Below are 26,664 nucleotides of genomic sequence, written 5' to 3' on the forward strand. Positions count from 1 at the left end.
AATAAAGACAAGAGGAGTTTTTAATATGTCCAACCTAAAAAACAAAAAGGTCAACTCTTATACCAAAGTATTTGCATTACTTTTGCTATCGGTATTTGTTTTGGCAAGTTGTCAGCAGTCAAATACTGCTGAACAACAAGAACCGCAGTACTATACGCTACCAGAAGTAACACCAAAGTATGACAGTGAGACGGTCACTGATTTCAATAGCCGAGTTGCTACAAATGATACAAATCGTTATGAAGGTTTAGTGATACCGGATGAGCCATTGTTATCTCAACCCGAACAATTACCATCTGCTCTTTTCTATGATAGTGGAATCTCTATTCCTTATCCCGAAGATGGAGTTAAAGGTGTTTACCTAACGGCTGAGAATGTTGCCAATGAAGAATATTTTAACTACATCATTGATTACATCAATGAAACAGAATTAAATGCTGTAGTTATTGACTTTAAAGATGATTGGGGTAACGTTATTCCACCCATTGAAACTGACAATGAGTATGTTCAACAAAACGTGATTGGATCGGTAGACTACGCTGAGGTATTGGGTGTCCTAGAAGAGAACGAAATTTATCCGATTGCTCGTATCACAACTTTTAAAGATAATTTATTAGCTGAGGCGCGTCCAGACTTATCATTTGAAGATTCTACCACAGGTGAAACTTGGACAGATGGAAATGGTTCTAAGTTCATTAACCCATTCAGTCAAGAAGCTTGGGATTATGTTCTTACGATTGCTGAAGAAGCTGCAAAAATGGGCTTCAAAGATATTCAATTTGACTACATTCGTTTCCCTGAAGGATTCGAAACTTTCCATACTCAATTAGAATATGAAGTGGGAGAATATTCGGTTTTTGAATCAGATAATCCTGAAGAACAAGGTTATGAGCGTGTTGCCGCCATTAATGATTTTTTAACTTATGCTGATAACCGACTAACGCCTTATGGAGTTAATATAAGTGCGGATATCTTCGGATATACAGCGATTGCTGGAGATGCTCCGGATGTTCGTGGTATTGGGCAAAACTTCACCCAAATGGCTGAACGTGTAGATGTGGTATCTTCTATGATTTACCCTTCTCACTGGACTTCTGGATTCTTTGGATTTGATGTACCAGACTATTACCCTTATGAATTTACTAATACTTACATTCAAGAAGAATTATATGTGTTAGGTCCCGTTCAAAATAATGTTGTCTCAAGACCTTGGTTACAGGACTTTACGATGTTCATGGAGTACGGTCCAACTGAAGTTCAAGGACAAATTAATGCCTTAGCTGAAAACGGCATTCATGAGTATTTACTTTGGAATGCAGCTGGTGAATATACAACGGGTGTTGATTATGCTCCTGATGTAGAGACGGTACAAGTAACTGAATAAAGATAAAAGAGCTCGACTAGTTTTGCTAGTCGAGCTCTTTTTATATTCTTAAAGTTGATACATTGTATCGATTGGAATGGATACCCCAAAATCCAATAGTACTATATATGCTTGCCTAATTGGTTTGTTGTAAGCAATTGTCAGTGCTTTTGAATACAAACTAATTTGGAAACGATATTTATTTACAATTTGTTCAATTTGTTTTTCTTTTGTCATATTGGCATAAGGTTTATAGCGATCCGTTTTGTAGTCATAGATGACGATATCTTCATCAAATTCAATAAAGTTATCGATAACCCCATGAATTAGCAACTGATCTTCAGACAATTCTTTCATGTTCTCTGCTGCAATATTATTTTCAAATAATTTTAATGCTGGAGTTAAATAAGAAAATGCTTGTTCCTTTTTAACTCGATCTGCATGTTCAATCGTTAACTGTCCTAATTCACTTTGAATAAAAGTGATGACACTATCATAGTTGATTAATTCGGCCAATTGTTTACTAATGTGTTTCGTTTCAACGAGAGATTGGCTAGTTTTAATTAATATTTCTTTTAATTGTGTTTGATTTTTCTCTCCCAAAATCGAAAAGTCTAACTGTTGTAATAAGAAGTGTGTTGCGCTCCCTATTTCAGCATAATTTGGTTTGGTTTCTAAGTTATCTATGAATTTAGGTGGTTGAAACGTATCTTCAGTATAGCGAATTCCTTGAATAGACGAAGAGCTTTCGTGTTCTTCAACATTTTGGCTTTCGTTCGAGTTACCACTACGGTCTTCGAAATAAGCAATTTTATCGATACGCGGTTCTTCGTATAAGCGTTTCAATTCAGATACAGATTGATAACTTGAGGTATTCGTCGCTAATTCATATGTGTAGTTATAATTAAATAACTGATTCATATGATTATAGACGCTTTGATCACTTAAATCATTGACGTCAAGACGTCCAATTTGCTTAGCTAAATTGGGTTTCTTTGAGTAATTTACTGGTATTTGATATTGAATTTGTAAATCTGCAATGCTTTGTAAATCGATAAACTCAATATTGATTTGCGATAGATTAAATTCAGCTAAACCGGAATCAGTTTGACCTTTAGCGATGGCTTGTCTAATCCAATCTAACCAACTTGAAGCACTTTGGCGCTCCTGTAAAGGAACCATTAATGTCTCATGATTACTTTTATCTTGCGTCGCTTCTTGTTTAGTATGCCACTCTTCTTCATTTTTAATCGTTCCAACAATCATGAGCTTTTGCTCACATCTCGTTAAGGCTACGTATAATTTACGCATTTCTTCCGCTTTTAACATATTTTCCTTTTCAATCTTAAATGCTTGTTTTGTAAAGGAGTCAAATTTAATACGGTTTTCAAAGTCATAGTAATCAGAACTAATCCCAAAGTGTTTTGAAGCGATGTATGATTTCGACCTTGCGTCTTGTAAATTGAATTTTTTAGCTGTATCCATTAGATATACAATTGGAAACTCTAAACCTTTACTAGCATGTACAGTCATCAGTCTCACAAAATTTTGTTCCCCATCGAGTAAAACTGGCTCTGCTAAGTCATTTTGTTGTTGCATTACTTTCTCAATGTAGCGAATAAAGCCAAAGACGCCTTTATATTGGCTTTGCTCAAATTCCAATGCTTTCTCGTACAAAGCATGTAAGTTCGCCTCGCGTTGGACTCCGTTATTTAAACCTGCTACATAATCTAGGAAAGATGTTTCTTGGTAAATCGTCCAAATTAAATCCACTAAGGAAATGCGTTTTGACAAGGCGTTCCAATGTGTCAATTGCTTGAAGAAGTTACTCAATTTCTGATGGATATCTTTATTACTCTCTTGGATTTCTGGGTCATTTAAGTAAGCAATGACTGCTTCATAGAACAAGCCATTGGGAGAATGAATCCTAATCTTACTTAAGGCTTCATCATCTAATTGAACAAAATATGATCGTAATATCGCAACTAATGGGATATCTTGTAAAGGATTGTCGATTAGTTTTAATAACGCTAACATTAATTGAACTTCTTGTCTTTGAAAATAATTCTCAACTTTTTGAGCATAAATCGGTACATCATAACTTTCTAAGATTCGTTGTGCAATTAAGAAAGGCTTTCGTGTTGGCGTAAGAATAACAAAATCCGAGAATGTTACGGGTCTTTGTTTTTTCAACTTCTTATCATAGACTAAGTAACCTTCTGCTACTTTATTTCGAATATCTTGAGCGATAATATGGCTTTCAGCTTCTAATGAAGTATCTGCTAATGCAATCTCATCACTGGCTGCCTCATCGATTTCTTCACTCTCTTGATTTTCTTTTTCATATAAGAGTAGTTGAATATTAAAGTCTTCATGTGGCGCTGCTGGTTCAAAAGATTTATTCCCAGTTGTAAGTGATTCTGCTTTTCCATAATTCATCTCACCAAATTCTGAATCCATCACCCGCTCAAATACGAAGTTTGTAAATTGCAGTATTTCATCTCTTGAACGGTAATTTTTATCTAAGATAATGAGCTTATCTTCGCTAGAATTTGCATAGTTTAAATACCGATTTAAAAATAAACTCGGCTCTGCCATTCTAAAACCATAAATCGATTGCTTTACGTCCCCTACCATAAATAAGTTATCGTTTAATTCAGTTCGTGTCTCATGTGATAAAAAGTATAAAATGTCATTTTGGATATCATTAATATCTTGGTACTCATCAATCATTATTTCTTTAAATTTATCATGATAAAACATTGCAGCTGAACTGACTTGTCTTTGTTCATTTTCTTGGTTTAATGGCGCTAAAATATCTAAGGCGAGATGTTCTAAATCATTATAATCAATCATATTTATCGATGTTTTATGTTTAGCTAATCGGTCCATAAATAGTTTAGCTAATTGAGATAAGGAATAAATAATGTTTCCCTGCTCTTGTTCCACTTTTTCAGTTAACTTATATTCATAAGTAAAGATTGGCACTATGTTTTTAGTGATAATGTCTTTTGCTTCATCTCGTAATTCTTTGAGTTCAGCCACTATTTCATAGTCTTCGGAAGATTTCTTATTTGCTTTCCATTTGCCAAATTGAATTGAACTCGCTTGTGAGAATAAATCCTCAAGTTTATCTTCTCTCGACAATTCAAATAAAAAATTTGCTTGTTGTAAGTCTTCTTGAATGATTGGCTCATACTTAGAAACGCCCTCGTCAGAAAGTGAATGCAGTAAATTTGTCGCTGTTTCTAGTAATTTAATGGCTTGTAGGCTATTGGTTTCAAGCGCAAATTTAATTGTTTGTTTATATAATAAACTATCTTTAAATGCTTCAAAGTTAGCACTTGCGTTATTTGCATCTTCTAACCATAAAGTTGGATTCGTTTGTGAGCGGGCAAATTTATAAATATCGATGATCGTATCAAATAATGCTTCATCGGAACGCACACTTCCGTATCGCGCTAAAAGTGATTGGTAAATTTCAGGCGAAATATCTTCAATTTCAGAATTTGAATCATGGATTGAAGCAATCATGTCATCCCAGACATCTTGATAAATTAACTGTACTTGCGTCTGATCCGTCACTAAAGAGAAATTAGGGTTAAAATCGATTAAATAAAAGAAATTTTGGATGATTTCTAGACAGAATGAATGCAGTGTTTGAATATTTGCCTTAGGTAAAAGAGATAATTGGTGTGTTAATCGTCTTTGTTCCTCAGGATTCAGTGTTTCGTTCACTGCGTCTTTTAATCTGCTCTCCATTCTTTCTTTCATTTCATTCGCTGCAGCTTCGGTAAAGGTAACGACTAAAAGCTCATCAACATTCGCAAATCCTTGCAATATATGATTAAAAATCCGTTCAATTAATACTGTCGTTTTTCCTGAACCGGCGGAAGCTGAAACAAGGATATTACTTCCCTTATGTTGGATTGCTTCCCATTGTTCATCGTTAAAATTCGAATTAAGCGGTTTAGGTTCTATCTTATTCATCATCTTCTTCATCTTCCCCACTTTCGTCCAATTCTAATAACATTTCTTGTATGATATTCTTTTTATTAATTGTCTTTTCACGGTATGCCTGATAATTTTCAGTTGAATCAAACCCACTTATTACCCGGTATTCCGGTTGTAATGATGTCGTGTATTGATTTTCTTTGAATGGTTTTAATTCAATCACACCATTTTGAATTTGATTCGCTGCTTGTTTAAATTTCATGTGGACGTATTTTAAGAGGATATCTAACTCTTCTTCCGTAAATACTCGACTGTAAGCATTGTAAAGTCCACCTTTTTTAAACTTCACAGGATAAATAAGACTATTATTCGTTACTTCTATACTTGAATCAATATAGGTTAATTGTTCTTCATCAACACTGACAAAACCATTAAAGGTATTCTCAGATAATTGTAACTCTTCCATAGCTTCTAAAGATTCTGGCAGCGATGCCTCTTTAAAAGCTGTGTAGGAGTGAATTAATGGTTGGTAAAATGCACCGAAAGCCTTTGTATCTGAGTAATTGCTTAAAGCAACGCTTAAATAAGTTAATACTTGTAAATCGAGCCCATAATACGTATCAACTACATTAAATTCCTTTTTACCTGATTTATAATCGACAATTTGTATAAAAGTATTGTTTGAAGTTTTAGCTGTATCAACCCGGTCAATCTTCCCGCTAATACTTAGATGTCCGCCACTATTTAATGGGTAAATGAATCCTTTTAATTGGTCAGGGGATGGTGAAATTCCAAATACTGCTTCAGATTGAATTGAAGTCATCTTCGTTCGTTTTTGTTGTGCTTGACTAAATTTTATAAAACGAAACAGTTGCTCGTCCATTTGCGTTTTAATCGCATTAAACTTCGCATGACTAAACATAATATTAAATCGTTCGTCTTGTTCTAATTTTCCTTTGACTTGGTTAAATAATTGCTTTAAATTGCTCATATCAACTTGTCTTAAATCTAATTTCTTATCAATCAATAGTCTAGTAAATGAATCTAAAAAGTCATGGAAATAATCCCCAGACCGTGCATAATCAAGTTCAAATAATTTTCTTTCTTTTATCTTTAAACCATGTAATAAGAAATGGCTAAAAGGATCTTGGAAATATTGTTCAATTTTTGAAACTGAAGCGTTGATATCTTTACCAAATAATTGAATCGCAATTTCTGGAGCGATATTAGTTGGTAATTCATTGAATTTCGCCACTGCTTCAACAATCGCTTCGATGGATTGACGCGTTTCTTTCTCTTCGCCATCATAGTCATCCATAACTAAAAATACTTGTTTATGCAGATTATTAAGTAGACCTTCATCTTGAGTGAGGTAATGTGATAATTGTAGTAATAAACTTTGTTCCATACTATATTTTCCAAAAGTACTTGGGTGAAGATGTTCCAATTCAGAAACTAAATCGTGCGTAAATATGTAACTTGGTAGTTTCAATTGTTTCACTATTTGCATGATATATGGACTTAATTGCATACTTTGATTATTTACACTCGTAGCATAGCTAAAGTAAATTCGTTCGGAAGCGTTAAGTAATAATTGGTACGCTAATAATAATTCTTGGCTATATTGTTGTTCGTTAAGCTTCATTAAGTATTGATGAGGGAGTAAATCTTTTTGAAGTAACTCTCTAGATGCTTCATCTAATAAAGAATAGGTTGGTCGATTCAGCGGTAAGGTTTTGTCGTCCATACCAATATAGAAAGCAATCTTAAATGGCTGTACCTGCGGACTTTCGACACTCGTTAACGTAACTTGATCGAGTGTTGCAGGGATTATATGGTAACTTGATTCACATAAACCAGCGATTAATAACTCAACAAATAAAGCATATGAAATGGTTTGGTCCTGATAAATCTCATTAAACTCATCTAATAGATCGACGAATACTTGCCACACTTGCTCATCTCGGCGAGAAGATTCTACTTCACCCGTATCGATAGAAATATCGCGTTGTTTAACAAACTCATCACGAACGCCTAAATCAAGCATCAATTGATAGAGCCATGCTCCAGCCTTTTGGCCCGTCATAGGACTTTTCCAAGCTTTAAAGGCTTGGCTGACGTCAGAAATTATCCATTGTCTCCATCTCTCAGCAAGTTCTTTCATTGTATAGTGAGCTGTACGATCACCGTCTTGAACAAGTTTGGATTCATCTTCAAAATGCCAGGTAAAATTTGGTTGAATTAAACGGTAACCAAAATAACCATTAGCTAAAATAATGTTTTCAAAGTAATTTACTTCTTGGTCTTTAATCTTCTCTTGTTGCTCTATTGGTGTGTCTTTTAGAAATTTAGGAATAATTAAACCTGACTTCAAGAAGCCCATCACATCATCGTATTTCCAATTATAAAGTTTTAAATTCAATAAGCTTTCAAGTAATAGAACAAAAGGATGCTGATTCATCTTAGCAACATTATCGATAAAAATAGGTATATCGTTCGCATCAAAATACGGTTTTGCTATCACTTGATATCTTTCAAATTCACGTGTCATAACAACAATGTCTTGATATCGGTAACCCTCAGTAGCTACTAAATGGTGAATTTGGTTACTTACATGACGTAACTCCGTTTGAATGGTATCCGCCTGCCAAACTTCAATCGGTGGGCTTAAGTACTTCGTTTTCTCATCATCTATACTCGTCCCAATTTCTTGAATATCTTTAAATAGCTTCGCTGTCGTTAGTAAATCAGTTCCAATTGTATGAAGTGGTTTATTAATGTCCCAATCCGGTGACACCTTAATTTGATTAAACTGTGCTAACGCCTTTACTTGATGGTATGTATAGCGAATTGTATCCAGAATCGGCTGAAACGTTTGGCTATTGGCTAATGAATGAGTAATAGGCAATGTGAGCCATACATCACTGAAAGAGGCTGAAAGCTGCATTAAAAGGCTCATCTGTTGCGCATTAAAATAATAATAATGATCAATAATCGCGTAATGGTCATCTAATCGTCCTTCACTTTTAATAAAGGCTTCTAATTGCTCTAAAGTGCTGTATTGTGAGACATCTAAAAGGTCAATTCTCTCAATAAATTTCGTATAAATCAGTTGTATCTCGACGATTTTTTGTTGCTCTAAATTAGGTATACCTTCACTTATATCTGAAACATCGTTATGTGTATCAGTCGTTATGCGTGACAAATCTTCAGGTGTAATATTTCCTTCGATTAACTCATTAAATAATGATAATAACTTATCAATGAAACCTTGATGGTTAATTTGACCTCTTAATACAATGAGTTCATCTTTTAATTCACTAAGCAATTGTCTAATAATCATCGTTAAACCAACATCAGAAATTGTTTGATGATTGGGACTTTGAGGTCGAATCATAAACCATGCTAGTCGCGTGAAACTAACCACTTGTAATGACATCATCGCTGCTTCTTCCTGCCCTTTGACCTCTTCGATGGTATTTAGGACAAAAGTCTCCATATCAAACTTCAAATGGTCAGGAACAATATAATAAATCGTTGCATTCGGATTGGTTTCAAGAATATGTAATAATTTTTCAATTATAACGCGTTTTTTATTTACTGAGAGATCTCCAGTTATAATTTGTAATCCCATTCTTTACTCCTTTCAATAAACTATTCTGTCGCTTTAAACTCATTTAATCTAAGAAAAGACGGAAATATAACCAAAATGCCTGGTATAATTTCCGTTTCTTCGATAATTATTATAATTTTTCTAAAAATCTTTCTTTGTTCACTTTCGCTCTTTTATGATCAGCCGAAGCAATTAATTGCCCATCTACCATAGCTTCAAGTGAAAGTGTCAATATAGATTTATTTTGTTCCGTTATTTTAGCTGTAATGCTAACCAATTTCCCAACGGCTGTTGGCGCTAAGTGTTTCATAGAAAACTCAATTCCAACCGTTGTTTCGTCATTGTCAGTGTAATTTTGACATAATTCATAAGAAACATTTTCCATCCAGGCCATTATACTCGGTGACGATAGAACTTCTAAGCCACCTGAACCAACAGAAGCTGCTGTTACAACATCTTGCACTTTGAATTCTTTGGTCAATGTCTTCATTATCTAATTACCCCTTAAAATTATTTTGCGTTTAATTCAACAATTTTAATAATGACATTAGCTGCTTTCTCCATTGTTTCTACTGAAACATACTCGAATCGACCGTGCATATTTTCGCCACCTGCGAAGATATTAGGTGTAGGTATTCCCATGAAACTAATTTTAGACCCATCAGTTCCTCCACGAATTGGATAAATTCTTGGTTGGATATTTAAAGTTTCCATAGCATTTTGGGCTAAATCAACCGGCGTCATATCTTTTTCAATAATTTCACCCATATTGTAATATTGATCTTCCATCTCAAGTTCTAGTGGTTTAGATGGATAATTATCATTAATTTTGTTCACAGCTGATTGAACGAATGCTTTACGATCTTCGAATAATTTACGATCATGATCACGAATAATCATTCTTAGAACAGCCTTATCCACTGTTCCTTCAACGTCAGAAATATGGTAGAAACCTTCTCGATCCTCTGTGTGTTCTGGTACTTCAAGTTCTGGGAATTCATTCATAAATTCGTTCATAACTGTTACTGCATTCAACATCTTACCTTTGGCAGTACCTGGGTGAATGTTTTTACCAGTTATTGTAACGGTTGCGCCAGCCGCGTTAAAACTTTCATATTCTAATTCGCCTTCTGGACCTCCGTCCATAGTATAAGCAAAATCAACATCAAAGCCTTTGGCATCAAAGTGATCTGCTCCACGGCCAATCTCTTCATCTGGACCAAATGCAACACGCACTTTACCGTGTTCAATTTCTGGATGGTTCACTAGATATTCAACTGCTGTTATAATTTCAGCGATCCCTGCCTTATCATCCGCACCAAGTAAGGTCGTTCCATCTGTTGTAATTAATGTTTCTCCAATGTAATTATTTAAGTTTGGAAAATCAACTGGATCCATGACGATATCTTCTTCAGCATTTAAGATAATGGCAAGTCCATTATAATTTTCAATCACATTTGGTTGCACGTTTACAGAGTTAAAATCTGCCGTATCAACGTGCGCGATAAATCCAATTGAAGGGACATCTTTTGATGTGTTTGCTGGTAATGTCGCTGTGACAAAGGCATTGTTTGGATTAAGTTCTACTTCCTCCAAACCAATTTCTTTTAATTCTTCAACTAGTAAATTTAATAAATCGAATTGTTTCTCTGTTGAAGGAATTGTCTCGCTAAATACATCTGAACGTGTATCTATCTTGGCATATCTAATTAATCTCTCTTTTGTTTTTTCAAAAATACTCATAATATCACCTTTCTATTCGTACATAAATGGATTTGTGTTTGTTGTGCTCTCAATGACTTCAATATCCCATTGATTCTCTTGAGCTAAGTTTTTAATAACTGTAGCCATTTTCTCTTTGAAGATGTGTTCAATGTAATGACCACTATCAATTGTTAGTATATCAAATTCATAAGCATCTTGCCCTTTATGGAATGTTATGTCGCCTGTAATAAATACGTCCGCTTCCTCGTCTATAGCAGCCGAAAGCGAATCAAAGGAAGACCCTCCAACAATTGCGACACGATTGTACGCCTCTTTTGGCGTTCTTTCTATTAAAGTGAGATTGTTCGCATTCAATTTATCTTTGATATAAGAAATTAAGTCTCGACGTTCAAGCGTTTCTGGTAAATTACCTACACGCCCTAATCCACTTAAACCGTCTTCAGATGGTTCAAGTTCTTTAATGTCATTAAGTTTTAAAGCATTAGCTAACCAATCATTCATCCCATTCAATGCTTTATCTAAATTAGTATGTAAGACAAAGACATTGATGTCATTTTTAATAAGGTCAGTATACATTCTTAAATCAGCCGTTGAATTATCGAAACGTTTGACTGGACTAAAAAGAATCGGATGATGCACAATAATTGTATCCACACCAAGTTTCAACGCTTCTTCTACCACTTCAGGCCTAACATCTAAGGTTGTCATCACTTTTTGAACTTTGGCATCTTTATGTCCAAAATGAAGTCCCACTTGATCCCATTCTTCAGCTAATTCACTTGGGTATAATTTATTCAAGTTATCCGTTAATTCATTTAATTGTACCAACTGCTTAGTCATTTTCTAACACTTCCTTAATCCGTTGATATTTTTTTTCTAACTCTTCAAGTTTATCATTCTTGTCGTTTGTAGCAAGTTTTATGGAATTTATAATATACTCCGTGCTTTCAAATTCACTCTTCCATTTAGAAAAGAATTCTTTGGATTGTTTTTGATAATTAATGGGTCCAAATAACAATTCCTCATCATTTAATACTTGCTTCTCTTCATCAGGTAAATGTCTAGCAACAATTATTTCATAATTATGTTTATGTTCTTGGATAATATCCTCATCGATAATATGATAATGATTCTCGATTAACCACGAACGGAGTTGCGGTTCAGCAACATTTGGTTGAAGAATTAATGTATGTCCTGATACAAGTTTATTCACACCTGCTTCAAGAATATTGCGAATCAAAATGCCCCCCATACCGCAGATCGTCGCTAAGTTAATTAAATCATTTAAATTAACAACATCAAAGCCGTCTCCAAAACGGACATCAATGGAATCGTTCAATCCTTGTAGACGCACTTCTTTTTGAGCAGACTGATAGGGTCCTTGGACAACTTCTCCAGCGATGGCGTATTCAATCGCATCGTTTAATACGAGATTACACGGTAAATAAGCATGATCACTTCCAATATCTGCTAAACGTATTGGATTGTCTCCATGCTTTTCAACGAATTGAGCGACTCGATCGAGTCTTTTTGATAATGTATTTGAATTCATATTTTCCCTCTTAACTTCTTATAGATAATACTTTAATTTTATCACTAAATACCAAATTAATTAAGTAAATTATACTAGCCATATCTTTTATATTTATTCATAAAATTTTTAGATCAAAAAAGCGATTAGTATCTGAGACTAATCGCTTCTGATTATATGTATTTCTTTTAAAATTTATCTGTTACTAGTATTCTTTGCTAATTTTCGTGCAATTTGTGAAATCGTAAAGTTTACTACAAAGTAAATTAAGGCTAACAAGCCATATAATACGAACACTTGCGAAGTTGCAGTATATCTTCCCATCAGTATATTCGCTTTACCTAGTAATTCTTGTAAAGCGAGTACAGACCATAGGAAACTCGTATCTTTTATCACAGTCACGAATTGTGACATAATCGCGGGTAACATATTCCGAATCGCTTGCGGAAGTATTATGTGCCACATGATTTGTGAATTTGCTAGGCCTTGTGATTCAGCTGCTTCAATCTCACCTTTGGCGACACTGTTTAATCCACCTCGAATAATTTCAGCTAAGGCAGCCGTCGTAAAGATTGTAAAACTTGCTACACCTGCATCAACAGATTTTAGTCGAAGAATTAAAAAAATTACAAATATCCATAAGATATTCGGTACATTACGAACAATTTCAATATAAATCGTTGCGATCCATTTTAGTAATCCTCTTTCTTGATTACGCATAATGGCAAGTATTGTTCCAAATATTGAACTTAAAAATATGGCGATAACAGAAATATAAAGCGTAAGGTATAAACCATCCAAAAGGAAAACCATATTGTTCACTGTAAATAATTCTTGCATTTGTTCCATGAAACTCATTCTGATCCTCCTCTACCTAGTGTAAGCTTTCTTATTCTTCTCTTCTAGACGCACAGATAATTGCGTAAGTGGGAAACATAGTAGGAAGTATAAAAAGGCAGCAAATGCAAAGGCTGGCACGTAATGTAAATTCATTGACGACCAACTATTGGCAGTAAACATAATATCTGCTCCAGAAATAATAGCAATGGCTGAAGTGTTTTTGATTAAGTTTACGACTTGGTTTGTTAATGCCGGCAACATAATTCTAAAAGCCTGTGGTAATACTATTAACCACATACTTTCCCAAAAAGAAAACCCTTGGGATAATGCTGCTTCCATTTGTCCTTTTGCCACCGAACCAATACCGGATCTTATAACTTCTGCAATATAAGCTGCGTGATAAAGGCCAACGCAAATAATACCAATAATATACGTGTCTAAAACAATCCCTACCATTGGTAAGCCATAATAAACAAAGAATATTTGAATTAATAAAGGTGTATTTTGAAATAACTCAACATAAATACGTGTGAATATCGAAAGTACTTTACTTCTTGATGAAGAACTGATTCCTAAAAACGTTCCTAATAGAAATGCGAATATTAAAGCACATATTGAAATCCCAATAGTGTAAATAAAGGCTTCCATGAAAAGGGGAATGTCTTCAAATAGATCACCCCAACGATATAACGCAAAGGGCCCTTCTTGTAACCATGAGATACCTGATAACACTGACATGCTTTCCCTCCTCTAATTAACCGTAAAGATGTGTGACATATGCATTGAAATACGTCACACACTTTAGGTTATGATTTTGAAATATATTATTCGCTTTCAGAACTAGTTGCTTCTACGCCATTCGCTTCAAGTAATTCAGCTAAAGTACCGTCTTCTAACCAACCATTGATTAAATCATTTAAGTAATTGTGTAATTCATCATTACTTAATTTCGTTGCGATACCGTATTCTTGCGGAGAAAAACCAATGTCTAAAATTTGGCTATTATCATCCACATAACCAGCTAAGATTGATTTATCAACTGACATAGCATCAATACGTTTAGAAGTTAAGGCTGTTTTTAATTCTGGGTAAGTAGCTAATTCACTAAAATTAACCGTAACACCTTGAGCATCTGCTTCTGCTTGAACTAAATCTTTCGTTGTTGCACTTTGAGGAACACCAATCGTTTTTCCTTCTAAGCCAGCAAAATCAGTAATGCCCTCTTCTGTACGAACTAAAAAGCCAACTTCATCAATAAAATATGGGTCAGTAAAGTTATAAGTTTCCTTACGTTCCGGTGTAATTGTAAACGTCGCAATCACTGCGTCTACTTCACCGTTATCCAATAATGGTCCACGTGTTTTAGGTGTTACACCAGTAAATTCAATATTATCTGCACTACCAGTAATTTCTTCTGCGATTAATTTTGCTAAATCAATTTCAAATCCTTCATGTTCAGTCGTATCAGGATTTAAAAATCCGAAATGTGGCACATCTTCTTTAATCCCCACTCTAAACACACCGGCATCTTTAATTGCTTGAACTTGAGCTGGCAGTTCTTCTTGCGCAAAAGCTGTATTAGGAGCCAATCCTCCAAGTAACGTTGTTCCTAAAAGTGATAATGCAACTAATTTATTTTTCCAGTTTTTCATAGTTTGTTCTCCTTTTAATTAAGCATGTTTAATGATTTTACTTAAAAATTCTTGTGCACGTTGGTTTTCTGTTTGAGAGAAGAATACGTCTGGTGTACCCGTTTCTACAATTGAACCATTATCCATAAAAATAATACGATCAGCAACTGATCTGGCAAAGCCCATCTCATGTGTCACAACTACCATGGTAATATTTAATTGAGACAAATCGATCATTACGTCTAACACTTCTTGAATCATTTCTGGGTCTAATGCTGAAGTAGGTTCATCAAATAAAATGACTTCAGGATGCATATTTAATGCTCTCGCTATCGCAACACGTTGTTGTTGCCCTCCAGAAAGTTGAGCAGGATAAGCATGTGCTTTATCTTCTAGGCCAACCCGTTTTAAATACTTCATTCCGGATTCTTCCGCCTGCTTTTTATCCACCTTTTGAACTTTGATTGGTGCTAAAGTTATATTCTCTAATATAGTCTTATGAGAATATAAATTAAAGTTTTGAAACACCATCGCAACTTTTTGTCGCACTTTCTGAATAGGTGCGTTTTTCTGTGTTAAATCGACATTGTAAACTTCAGCGACGCCATCAGTAATCTCTTCTAAACGATTCATACAACGTATTAATGTACTCTTTCCAGATCCAGAAGGACCAATAATAACTACTTTTTCGCCTTCTTCAATATCCAAATTGATATTTTTTAGCACGTGATTATCTCCGAAATACTTATTGACGTCTTTCATATGTATCATTTTTTCACATCCTTTCGCAAAGCTATTAAAGCTTAATTAGAAGATTATCATAAACTTTTTGATAAAACTAGTATTATTTTTACATTTATTTAATGTTATTTTTAATTTATCACAAGTTTACAACTGTTTTTCTGATGTTTTAATATACGCGTCATGTCATATAATATGACATGACTTGATTTAATTAAAAGTATTAGATTTCAATATAAAAACGGTATGGACACTGATTTGAAAGCTATTGCACATGAAATTTGAATCATAGTCAAAAAATAATAACTTGGTCACTTTCTTCTAAATTGTTATATTTCCTGATAAATTCAAAGTTTATTACAAATATATGTTAGCTTCTCTTTTTTCAAAAAAAATAAAAAAATTTCCATATATTTAATATGGAAATTTTTAAATACTTATTTATTTTTAATTTTATTTTATAGAAAAACTATCCGCTAATAACTCTAATGCTTTGATTCGATTTTCGATTTTTGGCATTAATGGAATGATTAATATTTCATCCGCTTGAAACTGATTTACTAGATGGTCTAATTGCACCTTAGCAGAATCAATATCTCCGACAACCATTCTTGAACGATTAGCTTGTACAATCTTTAAATCCTCTTGAGTAAATTGGTAATTCTTCGCAGTTTCAACTGACGGAAATTGCTTAAATTCATCAAAGTGGTTTTTACCAAGTAGCCAAACATCTAATGCTTTTTGAAGTTCTTTTGCTTCTGCATCTGTGTCAGCAACAACTACAAATGGCGAGAACATGACAATTGGTCGCTCTACTGCTTTTGATGCTTTAAATTCACTTCTGTATATTTCCGCCGCTTCTTTCCCGACATTCAATTTATCACTGCTTGCATTTGGAAATAAACCAAAGGTCAATCCAAGTCCATTTTTAGCAGCGTTTTTTGCTCCTCTAGTGCTTGTTGTTAACTGGAACATCTGGGGCACTGTATCGACTTTAGGATTGGCAGTAATATCATTTAAACGATGTTCAGCGTCATTTGTATCTGTCACATATTTATATAAATCTTGAATACTTTGATTATAGGGTAATTTTCGTTCTTTCGTTTCGTTTAACGCTTTGTTAACTAAGTTAGTTCCTAAAGAATTACCGATACCTAAATCAATACGGTTTGGATGAAATGCTTCTAACATTCTAAAGTTTTCTGCTACTTTATATGGACTGTAGTGAGGTATCATAACGCCTCCAGATCCAATTCGGATTTTCTTTGTCGAATCAGCAATATGCATCATTAACATTTCAGGGGAACTACTTGCAAAAGCTGGAACATTGTGATGTTCAGCAACCCAATAACGATGAAAACCTAATTTTTCTGCAACTTTTGCTAAGTCTGTGGACTCTTTTAACGCAGATTGTGCATCTTTCAGTTCATCGATTTGAGCATAATCTAATACACTTAATTTAACCAATGTTTTCTCCTCTCAAATAACTGTTATAATTTATTATTATTACTGTATCATAATTATTATCTTTCTAATAGTAATTACTTTTAAAGTAGTTTATATCATGATTTTGTCTGTTATAGCATATAATATGCACTATGATATAATGACCTTATTAAACTTATGAAGGGGTCGTATCATGTACGTGATTGAACATATTCGAAACGGTGTTGAGGTGTTAGATCATGCTACTCAATTAGCTATGCATATTTACGCTTTAGAAAACATTAAGTTGGATGAATCCTTAATTTTCCCATATCGACCAAGTGCTTCCGTCCAAATTGGAAAATATCAAAATATAGTTGAAGAAGTGAATCAAGAATATATAACAAAAAACAATATTGATATCGTTAGAAGAGAAACCGGTGGTGGTGCAATCTATATGGATAGAAACCACGCGAATTTTGTCTTTATTATAGATGATCCTTCTACAAATTTTGATGAGAACTTTGATCGTATTTATCAACCAACTATCGATGGTTTGAAACAGTTAGGTGCTAAAAATGTCGGTCGTAAGGGGCGAAATGATTTAGAAATTGATGGACAAAAGGTTTCTGGTGCGGCTGTTACAATTCAAAAAGGTCGACTATATGCCGGCTACTCTCTTTTATTAGATATCGACTTTGATGCCGTTGAAAGTGCCCTGCGACCTAATCGTAAAAAAATAGAATCTAAAGGAATCAAATCAGTGCGTCGTCGTGTTACACCAATTCGACCACATCTAGCCGAAGAATATCAAGATATTACGGTAGAAGATTTCGAAAAAACAATGTTAATGCATCTGTGTGAAGTAAATCATCCTGATGACATTAAGTATTACCGTCTAACAGACGAAGAATGGGCTGCCATAGATAAGATTGCAGAAGAAAAATTTGCTAATTGGGATTGGAATTATGGCAAATCACCACGTTACGATTATAATGCTGATGGACGTTTTGAAGGTGGTACAGTATCGTTGACACTTAGTGTAGATAAAGGGAAAATTCAGAAAATCCGTATTTATGGCGACTTTTTTGGAAAAGCTGATATAAAAGATATTGAAAATACTTTAATCGGAACACGTGTTGAACGTAAAGAATTATTAGAAGCTCTTACACCAATTGAACTTAATGAGTATTTTGGTAAGATTACAGCCGAAAATATCGTTGATTTGATTTTAGAACAATAAACAGAATAAAACATAGTAAAAAGAGGCTATATCCAACGATATAGCCTCTTTATCTTAAATTATGTATCCTACTCTAAGAAATCTTTTAATTGCTTAGAACGGCTTGGGTGGCGTAATTTACGTAATGCTTTCGCTTCTATTTGACGAATACGTTCACGTGTCACACCAAATACTTTACCTACTTGTTCTAAAGTGCGAATATTACCGTCATCTAAACCAAAACGAAGACGTAAAACATTCTCTTCACGATCAGTTAATGTATCTAAGACATCTTCCAATTGTTCTCTTAATAAAGAACTTGAAGTAAATGCTTCTGGACTCATAGCCCCTTCATCTTCAATGAAATCACCTAAGTGAGAATCATCTTCTTCACCAATTGGTGTCTCAAGGGAAACAGGTTCTTGAGCAATCTTAAGAATTTCACGGACCTTTTCAGTCGGTAGATCCATTTCAGCACCAATTTCTTCTGGTGTCGGTTCTCTACCTAAATCTTGTAATAATGTTCTTTGTACACGTACTAATTTATTAATTGTTTCTACCATATGTACAGGAATACGGATTGTTCTTGCTTGGTCAGCAATTGCTCTTGTGATTGCCTGACGAATCCACCATGTAGCATATGTAGAGAATTTAAATCCTTTATGGTAGTCAAATTTCTCAACAGCTTTCATTAATCCCATATTACCTTCTTGAATTAAATCTAAGAAAGACATACCACGCCCAACATAACGCTTTGCAATCGATACAACTAAACGTAAGTTTGCTTCTGCTAATTCTTGTTTAGCTAAGTCATCGCCATCTTCAATTCGTTTTGCAATCGATACTTCTTCGTCTGCAGTAAGTAAATCAACACGACCAATTTCTTTTAAGTACATACGAACTGGATCGCTTACTTTAATCTTAGATACGGCTGCTGAAGACGCTGTTGTAGACTTGTCCCCTTCTTCTGCACGTACCATTTGTTGTTTAGTTGGTCCACCATCGTCACCAACGACCGCAATACCACTATCTTCTACTTGTTGAATTAATTTATCAATAGCATTTGCATCTAATTCATATGGACTTGCAATTGATTTCGTTAATTCATCATAATGAATTTGACCTAACGTTTTCTTTTCAGCAATTAATTGTTTCGTTGCTTGATCTAACGTAAGTGATAACTCATTACTTCTTTCTTCTTTTACATGCTCTTGTTGAGGATCTTTTTGCTCAATTGTTTTTCCATCTTGCTGTTGTTGCTGTTCTTCTTGAACTTGATCTTTTTCAGTCATATAAGTAAGCCCCCTAAATTTCTTTAATCTGACGCGTTAAATTCATGATTCTTGTTAAAGTATGATTCATTTCTGAATAATTTTGTTGTTTTTGATATTGAACAACTTTCTTTCTTAATTCATTGATCTCTTGTTGAATAAATTCTTGCTGTAAAACTTTGAAGCAATCATCTAATAGTTGACGTGTAAAATCGAATAATTCTTGTTCCCACATTAACGAAGTTAAAAAATGACTTACTTGGGTATCGTTTATTCTATCAATGATACCAGTGAGTGGCAAATGATTTCCTTCATAATAATATCGATCTAGCTCAAAAAATGCTTTACTTGTAAAATCATGAAAAAACACTGGAGGATTACTTAACTCTTCCATATAATCCCATGCCTCTTCGAAGTAAATCAAATAAAATATAATTTGTTTCTCACTATTATATGCTCGTTTTGATTTAATTTGTAAAGCAGGTTCTTGCGTAGTAATTGGCGCATTAGAATAACTAGATTGAGGTGGTTCCACACTATTATATTGTTCAGTAGGTTGATTGTAATTATTCGGTCGAATATCACGAGCGCGATTGACCTGTTCGGTAATAATCGTCTCCGAAAGATGATACTCATTCACTAAATCATTAATTCTTAATTGTTGTTCAATAGGTGATTTGATTTGGCTAATTAATTCGATAACTTTTTCAATATATTGTGCAAGTTCATATTCATCGTTTAAATTGTAATCTTTCTTAAAAAACTCTCGATTAAACTCAAATTGTGAAATACTTTGATTGATTAATTGTTGGAAACTTTCTTGCCCGTGTTCCTTAATCCATTCATCAGGGTCAAGTTTATTAGGTATTTGAATTGCTTTGATTTCTGCATTCGTTATCCCTTGAGCAGTCTGAAAAGCTCGACTTGTTGCTTTTTGCCCAGCATCGTCGCCATCAAAGGCAAAGATTAAAGTGTTCGTCATTTTACTTAATTGTTTTAAATGATCCTCCGACAAACTTGTCCCCATCGAAGCAACTACATTCTCGTATCCAGCTTGGTATAAACTAATGACGTCCATGTAACCTTCTGCAATTAACACTTTATTCTGATTACGAATGGGTAATCTTGCGTTGTCTAAATTATAAATTAACTTACCCTTTTTAAAAATATTCGTCTCAGGTGAGTTCAAATACTTGGCCGACTTATCACTATTCTCTTGAAAGACACGCCCAGAAAACGCCACAACATCTCCGCGACTATTACGAAGCGGAATGATAATACGGTTACGAAAACGATCGATTAATTCGCCAGAGTCTGCCATATAAAAAATACCAGAATCAACAAGCTGTTCGGATGTAAATCCAGCCTTTTGTAAATATTGGACTAACAATTGTGAGTTATTTGGCGCTAAGCCAAATTGAAACACTTCTAACACTTCTTTTGTTAGCTGCCTTTGAATTAAATAATCATAAGCTTCTTCACCATTATTTGTACTCATTAAGTAGTAGTGATAAAAATCGTTTGCTTTTTCGTGTATATCATATAAATAACTGAATTCTTGCTGTTTTGACGGCTGAGCTTGAATATATTTTTCATCAACAGTAATATTCGCAAACTCAGCTGCTTTTGCTACAGATTCAGTAAAAGAAATACCTTCAATTTCTTGTAAGAAACCAAAGATATTCCCCCCTCTCCCACAACTAAAACATTTATAAATTTGTTTAGGCTGTGATACTGAAAAAGAAGGATTGTTATCCTCATGAAAAGGACATGAGGCCATGTAGTTAGTTCCACGCTTATTCAATTGAACATATTGTCCAATGAGTTCAACGATATCAACATTACTTTTAACCTCGTTGATAACTTCCTCTGGAATATAACTCAATTGAAATCACCTCTATTATTTCAAGTTAATTATTGTAACTTTTGCTTGGTTTTGCCATGTATAACAGAATCGCACCGATAATAAATTGCACGATTAGAGCAAATAATCCTTTTAAAGAATCACCTGTTATCTGCGCTACAACTCCTAAAATAGTCGTACCTAATACGGAAGAAAATTTCCCAAAAATATTATAGAAACCATAAAACTGATTACTCTTCTCTCTAGGGATAATCTGGCCAAAGTATGATCGACTTAAACCTTGAATTCCACCTTGAGCCGTTCCAACTAGTACAGCTAAAATCATGAAATCAGTAAATGAATCTAAGCTTAATCCGAAAATACAAATAACTATATAAGTAGCAATACCAACAAATAACATCGTTCTAGTACCAAATCGTCTAGCTAAATATCCGTACATAATTGAACACGGGAATGCGACGATTTGAACAACTAACAACATGATAATGAGTTCATTTGCTGATAAGCCTAAATCAGTACCTACTGAAGTGGCCATCGCAATGATTGTTCCGACACCATCAATATAAAAGAAATAACCAAATAAAAACAAATATATATGTGGATATTTCTTTAATTCTTTTACTGTAGCAGTTAATGACTTCACCGTCGTTTGAACAATACCTTCAGTCTTTTCTAAGTAATTCACTTGATTTACATTCTTCCAATACGGAATAGTAAAGATAAACCACCAAGCCGCTGTAAGTAAAAATCCAATATTGACAGTAACATTCGCAGGGAATATCCCTGTTAATTGGAACACCATAAATATTAAAAACGGAAACACACTTCCGATATAGCCTAAACCAAAGCCAGTTGAACTGACTTGGTCTAATCGTTCCGGTGTCGTTACGTCCATAATCGAACTATCATAGAATATATTCGCTACGTGAAAACCAAATGAAGAAATCGCATAAACAACTAGCAATAATAACCAGTTACCATTTCCAATAAACATCATTGAAAATACAGCTGTGATACCTAAGAGTGTTGAAATTGTGAATAAAGGTTTTCGATACCCTTTATAATCAGCACTCGTCCCAAGAAATGGGGCTAAAACAGCTGTTAGAACCGTTGCGATCGCATTAGTATAACCAAGGTAAGCCGTTGAATCTGCCCCACTTATACCTGCTGCATCGGCAACAGACTTATAAAATATTGGGAATATGGCTGTTGTGATCATTAAGGAATAGGCTGAGTTTGCCCAATCCTGAAACATCCAACTCCACTCTACTTTATTAAACTGACCTTTTAGTTGCTTAAACATTTTATTCTCCTGTTCTCTTGTTAGTTGATTTGACTTTCAATTACTTCCCAAATATCATCTTTCCCCTCAGCTGTTTCTGAAGAGAATAAAAACAATGCATCACTCGTTGGTAATTCTAGCTTTTTAGTAAACATCGAAATATGTTTATTTCGTTGGCTTCTTTTAATTTTATCAACTTTGGTTAAAACAATTGCATATGGAATGTCTAATTCATCAGCAAATTCTTTCATTTGAATGTCTAATTCTGTCGGTTCGTGACGGAAGTCCATTAATAACAAGAGCGTCACTAAATTATCTCGGTTTGTTAAATATTCAGTTATCATCTTAGCCCATCTAGCCCGGTCTGTTTTGGATACTTTCGCATAGCCGTAACCAGGTACATCTACAAATCGAAATTTATCATCCATATTATAGAAATTTAACGTTTGTGTTTTCCCTGGTTGGCCAGATGTTCTAGCTAAGCCTTTTCTTTCAATCAACGTATTAATAAACGATGATTTTCCTACATTTGATCTTCCTGCTAAAGCTATCTCAGGTTTATCCATAGAAGGATATTGATCAAGCTTTACTGCAGTTATTTCGAGTTTTGGATTTTGTACTTTCATATTATGCTGCCTCGCTTTTATGAAATTTTTCGATTGTCAATATTATAGTATTCAGGTTTATGTGCACCTTCGACATTTTCCTTCGTAATAATTATCTTAGCGATATCTTCACGACTTGGCACTTCGTACATAATTTCTAACATCACATTCTCGATGATTGATCTTAAACCACGTGCACCCGTTCCACGTTCAAGCGCTTGTTGCGCAATGGCTTGTAGAGCTTCCTCTTCAAATTCAAGGGCAACATTATCCATTGATAATTGTTTTTTGTATTGTTTAACAAGTGCATTTTTTGGTTCTGTTAGAATTGAAATTAAATCTTCTTCTGTTAATTTCTCTAAAGCTGCTGTAATAGGAATACGACCAATGAATTCAGGGATTAATCCGAATTTAAGTAAATCTTCAGAAGTTACTTGTTGCATTAAACTTTTCGTTTCATCAACTTTCCCAGTTGTTTTCCCAAAACCGATGACTTTGCTTCCTAATCTTTCTTTCACAATCGTTTCGATCCCATCAAAGGCACCCCCAACGATGAATAAGATGTTCTTAGTATCTAATTTTAAGAATTCTTGGTTTGGATGTTTACGTCCACCTTTAGGAGGTATATTTGCTTCTGTACCTTCTAATATTTTTAATAAGGCTTGTTGGACACCTTCACCACTGACATCTCGTGTAATTGATACATTTTCACTTTTTCTAGAAATTTTATCAATTTCATCAATATAGATGATTCCTTTTTCAGCGCGCTCCATATCATAATCAGCTGCTTGAACTAATTTTAATAGAACGTTCTCAACATCTTCCCCTACATAGCCTGCTTCAGTTAATGTCGTTGCATCAGCAATCGCAAATGGAACATTTAATGTTTTCGCCATTGTTTGTGCTAAGAATGTCTTACCTGATCCAGTTGGCCCGATTAAAGCGATGTTACTTTTTTGTAACTCAACTTCATCATCATCCATCATGTTTTGGTTCACTCTTTTATAATGATTATAAACAGCAACTGAAAGTGATTTTTTAGCTGCATCTTGTCCGATAACATAATCATCTAAAACGTCTTTAATTTCGCTTGGAATTAACATTTTTACAGGTTCATGAGTTCTTTCACTTTTCAGTTCCTCGTCGATAATGTTTTTACATAATTCGACACACTCATCACAAATATATACATCTGGTCCTGCAACAATTTTATTAACCTCATCTTGTGATTTTCCACAAAACGAACAATAGAAATTAGTCATATCCGATGTTTTTTTTGCCATTTATTATCCTCCTTAATTCTTTTCAATATATAAATAACATCAAAAGAGGGATGCAAAGAAGCCCCAAATTAAACACTAGTGACTCTTGCAATCCCTCTATAATATTAATCTTTAATCCTTACTATCTTACTTTTCTTCTGCAGAGTCAACAATGATGCTCATTGCTTTCTTCATCTTGATATCTGAATCTAACATGTCGTCAGAAACAAATCCACGAACTTGGTCAACTTCCATACCATATTGTTCAGCAAGAGATTTTACTTCTTCTTCTTTTTCTTCGTCGCTTACTTCAAGATTTTCAGCTTTAACGATAGCTTCTAATACTAAGTTTGTCTTAGTACGTAATTCAGCTTCTTCTTCGAATTGATCATGTAAGTCTTGAGATGTTGTACCAGTAATTTGGTAGTACATTTCAGGTTGAATACCTTGACGACTTAAGTTATTTAAGAAGTAGTCCATTTGACGGTGAATTTCTTCATGAACCATAGCCCATGGAACGCCACCTTCAACTTCTGCATTGTCAACAGCTTGGCGTAAAGCTAAGTCTTCAAAGACTTCTTTAGCTGCTTGTTGTTTTTCTTCTTCTAATTGAACTCGAATTTTGTTCTCTAATTCTGCTAAAGTTTCAACTTCGTCATCTACGTCTTTAGCAAATTCATCATCTAATTCAGGTAATTCAGTAGCTTTAACTTCGTGTACTGTTACTTTGAACACAGCTTCTTTACCAGCTAACTCTTCAGCTTGGTATTCTTCTGGGAAAGTAACGTTAACATCTACGTTATCGCCAGCTTTAGTTCCAACTAATTGCTCTTCGAAACCAGGAATAAATGAATTTGATCCTAATTCTAATGAATGATTTTCTGCTTTACCACCATCGAATGCTTCAGTATCTACGAAACCTTCGTAATCGATAACGACAGTATCACCATCAACCGCTTCTGAGTCTTTAACAACTAATTCTGCTAATTTCTCTTGGCGAGATTTGATTGCGTTTTGAACGTCTTCTTCAGTGACTTCAGTATCTTGTTTCTCTACTGAAAGTCCTTTATAATCACCAAGTTCAACATCTGGTTTTAATGTAACTTCTGCTTTCATTACCCAAGGTTCTTTTTTACCGATTGTTTCGATATCAAGTTTTGGTTGTCCAACCACATCTAAACCTGCTTCTTTAACAGCAGCTTCATATGCATCCGGTAATACAGCGTTTAAAGCTTCGTCATATAAAGCTTCTTCACCATACACGTTGTTAAAAATTTGACGTGGAACTTTCCCTTTACGGAAACCTGGAACTGATACAGTTTTTTGTACTTTTTTAAAGGCTTGGTCTAATCCTTTTTTTACTTCCTCTTGAGGAATTTCAAAAGTTAATGTACCTTCATTGCCTGTTGCTTTTTCAAAATTTGTAGTCATTAAGTTAACCCTCCAACACTTCTTGTTTTACATACCTTTGTATTCTAACCGATAATTGCCCTTTTGTAAACAGTTTTACTCAACAATTCGTACAGATATAGCATACGCAAGTCTTTTTTCAATATAATATCACATATTATTCATATTTCAACATGCAACGTATGATAAAATAAAATCTATGTTTGAATAAATGTTTATTATTTTTGTCAATTGGATTAAATTTATATTTTATCTCTATTTTACCTATCTAACAGTTTAATAATTAGTTATAATGAAAAATAGTGATAAGGAGTGACATCATGGTGAAATATCCAATGGGACATGGTCCTAAAAAACAAATCAAGTTAAAACGAAACAAGAAAATAAACTATGGAAGTCGGGGAATGTCTTTAGAAGAACGCTTAAATAAAAGTAATGAGTATTATCTGACTCATAATTTAGCAGTTATTCATAAGAAGCCCACTCCGATTCAAGTTGTTCGCGTAGATTATCCAAAGCGAAGTGCTGCTCGGATTACAGAAGCATATTACCGTCATGCTTCCACTACGGATTATAACGGTGTATATCAAGGCAAGTACATCGATTTTGAAGCAAAGGAAACTAAAAACAAAACTAGCTTTCCTTTATCTAACTTACCAGAACATCAACGAGAACATATGCTTTCTTGTTTAGATCAAGGCGGTATCGCCTTTTTGATTGTATCGTTTAGTGAATTAGATGAAATTTATTTACTACCTTATCAATATATACATCAATATATAAAAAATAATGACAAACAAAGTCTAACTTATGATTTTATCAAGGAAAATGGTTATGCATGCCCTACGGGGATTTTTCCAATGATTGATTACTTAAAAGCTCTTGATAAATACTTGTTAGAAAAAAATTAAAGTTACTTTGTAGA

The 26,664-nt window shown here is 34.2% G+C and carries 20 protein-coding genes; 3 read left to right on the forward strand and 17 right to left on the reverse strand.

The genetic code is table 11. From position 1 onward, the window contains the following. The first annotated feature begins 25 nt into the window (after nt 1-25). Nucleotides 26-1,384, forward strand: coding sequence for a putative glycoside hydrolase (locus ACFO5Y_RS04645; RefSeq protein ID WP_197103359.1), 1,359 nt, complete (start codon nt 26-28; stop codon nt 1,382-1,384). Between the two features lie 48 nt (nt 1,385-1,432). On the opposite strand, the gene addA is transcribed toward ACFO5Y_RS04645, so the two are convergent. The 11 genes from addA to ACFO5Y_RS04700 all read right to left on the reverse strand — a co-directional run bounded on the left by addA (nt 1,433) and on the right by ACFO5Y_RS04700 (nt 16,865). After that, nucleotides 1,433-5,356, reverse strand: coding sequence for a helicase-exonuclease AddAB subunit AddA (gene addA, locus ACFO5Y_RS04650; RefSeq protein WP_197103357.1), 3,924 nt, complete (start codon nt 5,354-5,356; stop codon nt 1,433-1,435). Then, entirely contained in the window at nt 5,346-8,951 is a 3,606-nt protein-coding gene (locus ACFO5Y_RS04655) for a PD-(D/E)XK nuclease family protein (protein WP_197103355.1), read from the reverse strand. Before ACFO5Y_RS04655 ends, addA begins: the two co-directional genes overlap by 11 nt. A 109-nt stretch (nt 8,952-9,060) precedes the next feature. Further along, nucleotides 9,061-9,420, reverse strand: a complete 360-nt coding sequence (locus ACFO5Y_RS04660; protein WP_138404999.1) for a thioesterase family protein — start codon at nt 9,418-9,420, stop codon at nt 9,061-9,063. Between the two features lie 20 nt (nt 9,421-9,440). After that, entirely contained in the window at nt 9,441-10,673 is a 1,233-nt protein-coding gene (gene pepT / locus ACFO5Y_RS04665) for a peptidase T (protein ID WP_197103353.1), read from the reverse strand. 12 nt (nt 10,674-10,685) lie between these two features. Then, nucleotides 10,686-11,495 carry a Nif3-like dinuclear metal center hexameric protein gene (locus ACFO5Y_RS04670; protein ID WP_197103351.1) on the reverse strand — a complete coding sequence of 270 codons (810 nt, stop codon included), beginning with the start codon at nt 11,493-11,495 and terminating at the stop codon, nt 10,686-10,688. Further along, the gene (locus ACFO5Y_RS04675) at nt 11,488-12,207 is read right to left on the reverse strand and encodes a tRNA (adenine(22)-N(1))-methyltransferase (RefSeq protein ID WP_197103342.1); all 720 of its coding nucleotides are present in this window, start codon (nt 12,205-12,207) and stop codon (nt 11,488-11,490) included. Before ACFO5Y_RS04675 ends, ACFO5Y_RS04670 begins: the two co-directional genes overlap by 8 nt. 174 nt (nt 12,208-12,381) lie before the next feature. Next, the gene (locus tag ACFO5Y_RS04680) at nt 12,382-13,026 is read right to left on the reverse strand and encodes an amino acid ABC transporter permease (RefSeq protein ID WP_197103503.1); all 645 of its coding nucleotides are present in this window, start codon (nt 13,024-13,026) and stop codon (nt 12,382-12,384) included. A gap of 30 nt (nt 13,027-13,056) precedes the next feature. Next, nucleotides 13,057-13,764: an amino acid ABC transporter permease gene (locus ACFO5Y_RS04685; protein ID WP_197103340.1), complete on the reverse strand. Its 708-nt coding sequence runs from the start codon at nt 13,762-13,764 to the stop codon at nt 13,057-13,059. A gap of 86 nt (nt 13,765-13,850) precedes the next feature. Then, nucleotides 13,851-14,678: a transporter substrate-binding domain-containing protein gene (locus tag ACFO5Y_RS04690; protein WP_197103338.1), complete on the reverse strand. Its 828-nt coding sequence runs from the start codon at nt 14,676-14,678 to the stop codon at nt 13,851-13,853. 18 nt (nt 14,679-14,696) lie between these two features. Next, nucleotides 14,697-15,428, reverse strand: a complete 732-nt coding sequence (locus tag ACFO5Y_RS04695; protein ID WP_138404992.1) for an amino acid ABC transporter ATP-binding protein — start codon at nt 15,426-15,428, stop codon at nt 14,697-14,699. Nucleotides 15,429-15,851: 423 nt separating this feature from the next. Next, nucleotides 15,852-16,865 carry an LLM class flavin-dependent oxidoreductase gene (locus tag ACFO5Y_RS04700; RefSeq protein ID WP_197103337.1) on the reverse strand — a complete coding sequence of 338 codons (1,014 nt, stop codon included), beginning with the start codon at nt 16,863-16,865 and terminating at the stop codon, nt 15,852-15,854. 172 nt (nt 16,866-17,037) lie between these two features. On the opposite strand from ACFO5Y_RS04700, the gene ACFO5Y_RS04705 reads away from it, so the two are divergent. Beyond that, entirely contained in the window at nt 17,038-18,066 is a 1,029-nt protein-coding gene (locus tag ACFO5Y_RS04705; protein WP_197103335.1) for a lipoate--protein ligase, read from the forward strand. A gap of 68 nt (nt 18,067-18,134) precedes the next feature. On the opposite strand, the gene rpoD is transcribed toward ACFO5Y_RS04705, so the two are convergent. The 6 genes from rpoD to tig form a co-directional block, all read right to left on the reverse strand. Further along, nucleotides 18,135-19,337 (reverse strand): RNA polymerase sigma factor RpoD, encoded by a 1,203-nt coding sequence (rpoD, locus tag ACFO5Y_RS04710; RefSeq protein WP_231606801.1) that lies wholly within the window; start codon nt 19,335-19,337, stop codon nt 18,135-18,137. Nucleotides 19,338-19,350: 13 nt separating this feature from the next. Next, the gene (dnaG, locus tag ACFO5Y_RS04715; RefSeq protein WP_197103333.1) at nt 19,351-21,201 is read right to left on the reverse strand and encodes a DNA primase; all 1,851 of its coding nucleotides are present in this window, start codon (nt 21,199-21,201) and stop codon (nt 19,351-19,353) included. Nucleotides 21,202-21,226: 25 nt separating this feature from the next. Further along, entirely contained in the window at nt 21,227-22,483 is a 1,257-nt protein-coding gene (locus ACFO5Y_RS04720) for an MFS transporter (RefSeq protein ID WP_197103330.1), read from the reverse strand. A 20-nt stretch (nt 22,484-22,503) separates the two neighbouring features. Next, complete coding sequence (gene yihA, locus ACFO5Y_RS04725; RefSeq protein ID WP_138403735.1) at nt 22,504-23,088, reverse strand: ribosome biogenesis GTP-binding protein YihA/YsxC; 585 nt, start codon at nt 23,086-23,088, stop codon at nt 22,504-22,506. Nucleotides 23,089-23,105: 17 nt separating this feature from the next. Then, nucleotides 23,106-24,350 (reverse strand): ATP-dependent Clp protease ATP-binding subunit ClpX, encoded by a 1,245-nt coding sequence (gene clpX, locus ACFO5Y_RS04730; protein WP_138403734.1) that lies wholly within the window; start codon nt 24,348-24,350, stop codon nt 23,106-23,108. A gap of 126 nt (nt 24,351-24,476) precedes the next feature. Beyond that, a complete protein-coding gene (tig, locus tag ACFO5Y_RS04735) occupies nt 24,477-25,760 on the reverse strand; it encodes a trigger factor (RefSeq protein WP_138403733.1) in 1,284 nt (427 codons plus the stop codon). 296 nt (nt 25,761-26,056) lie between these two features. Here tig and recU point away from each other — a divergent pair, with 296 nt between their 5' ends. After that, the gene (gene recU / locus ACFO5Y_RS04740; protein ID WP_380706362.1) at nt 26,057-26,650 is read left to right on the forward strand and encodes a Holliday junction resolvase RecU; all 594 of its coding nucleotides are present in this window, start codon (nt 26,057-26,059) and stop codon (nt 26,648-26,650) included. Nucleotides 26,651-26,664: the final 14 nt, after the last annotated feature.

Source organism: Ruoffia tabacinasalis (assembly GCF_042652985.1).
Classification (GTDB): domain Bacteria; phylum Bacillota; class Bacilli; order Lactobacillales; family Aerococcaceae; genus Ruoffia; species Ruoffia tabacinasalis.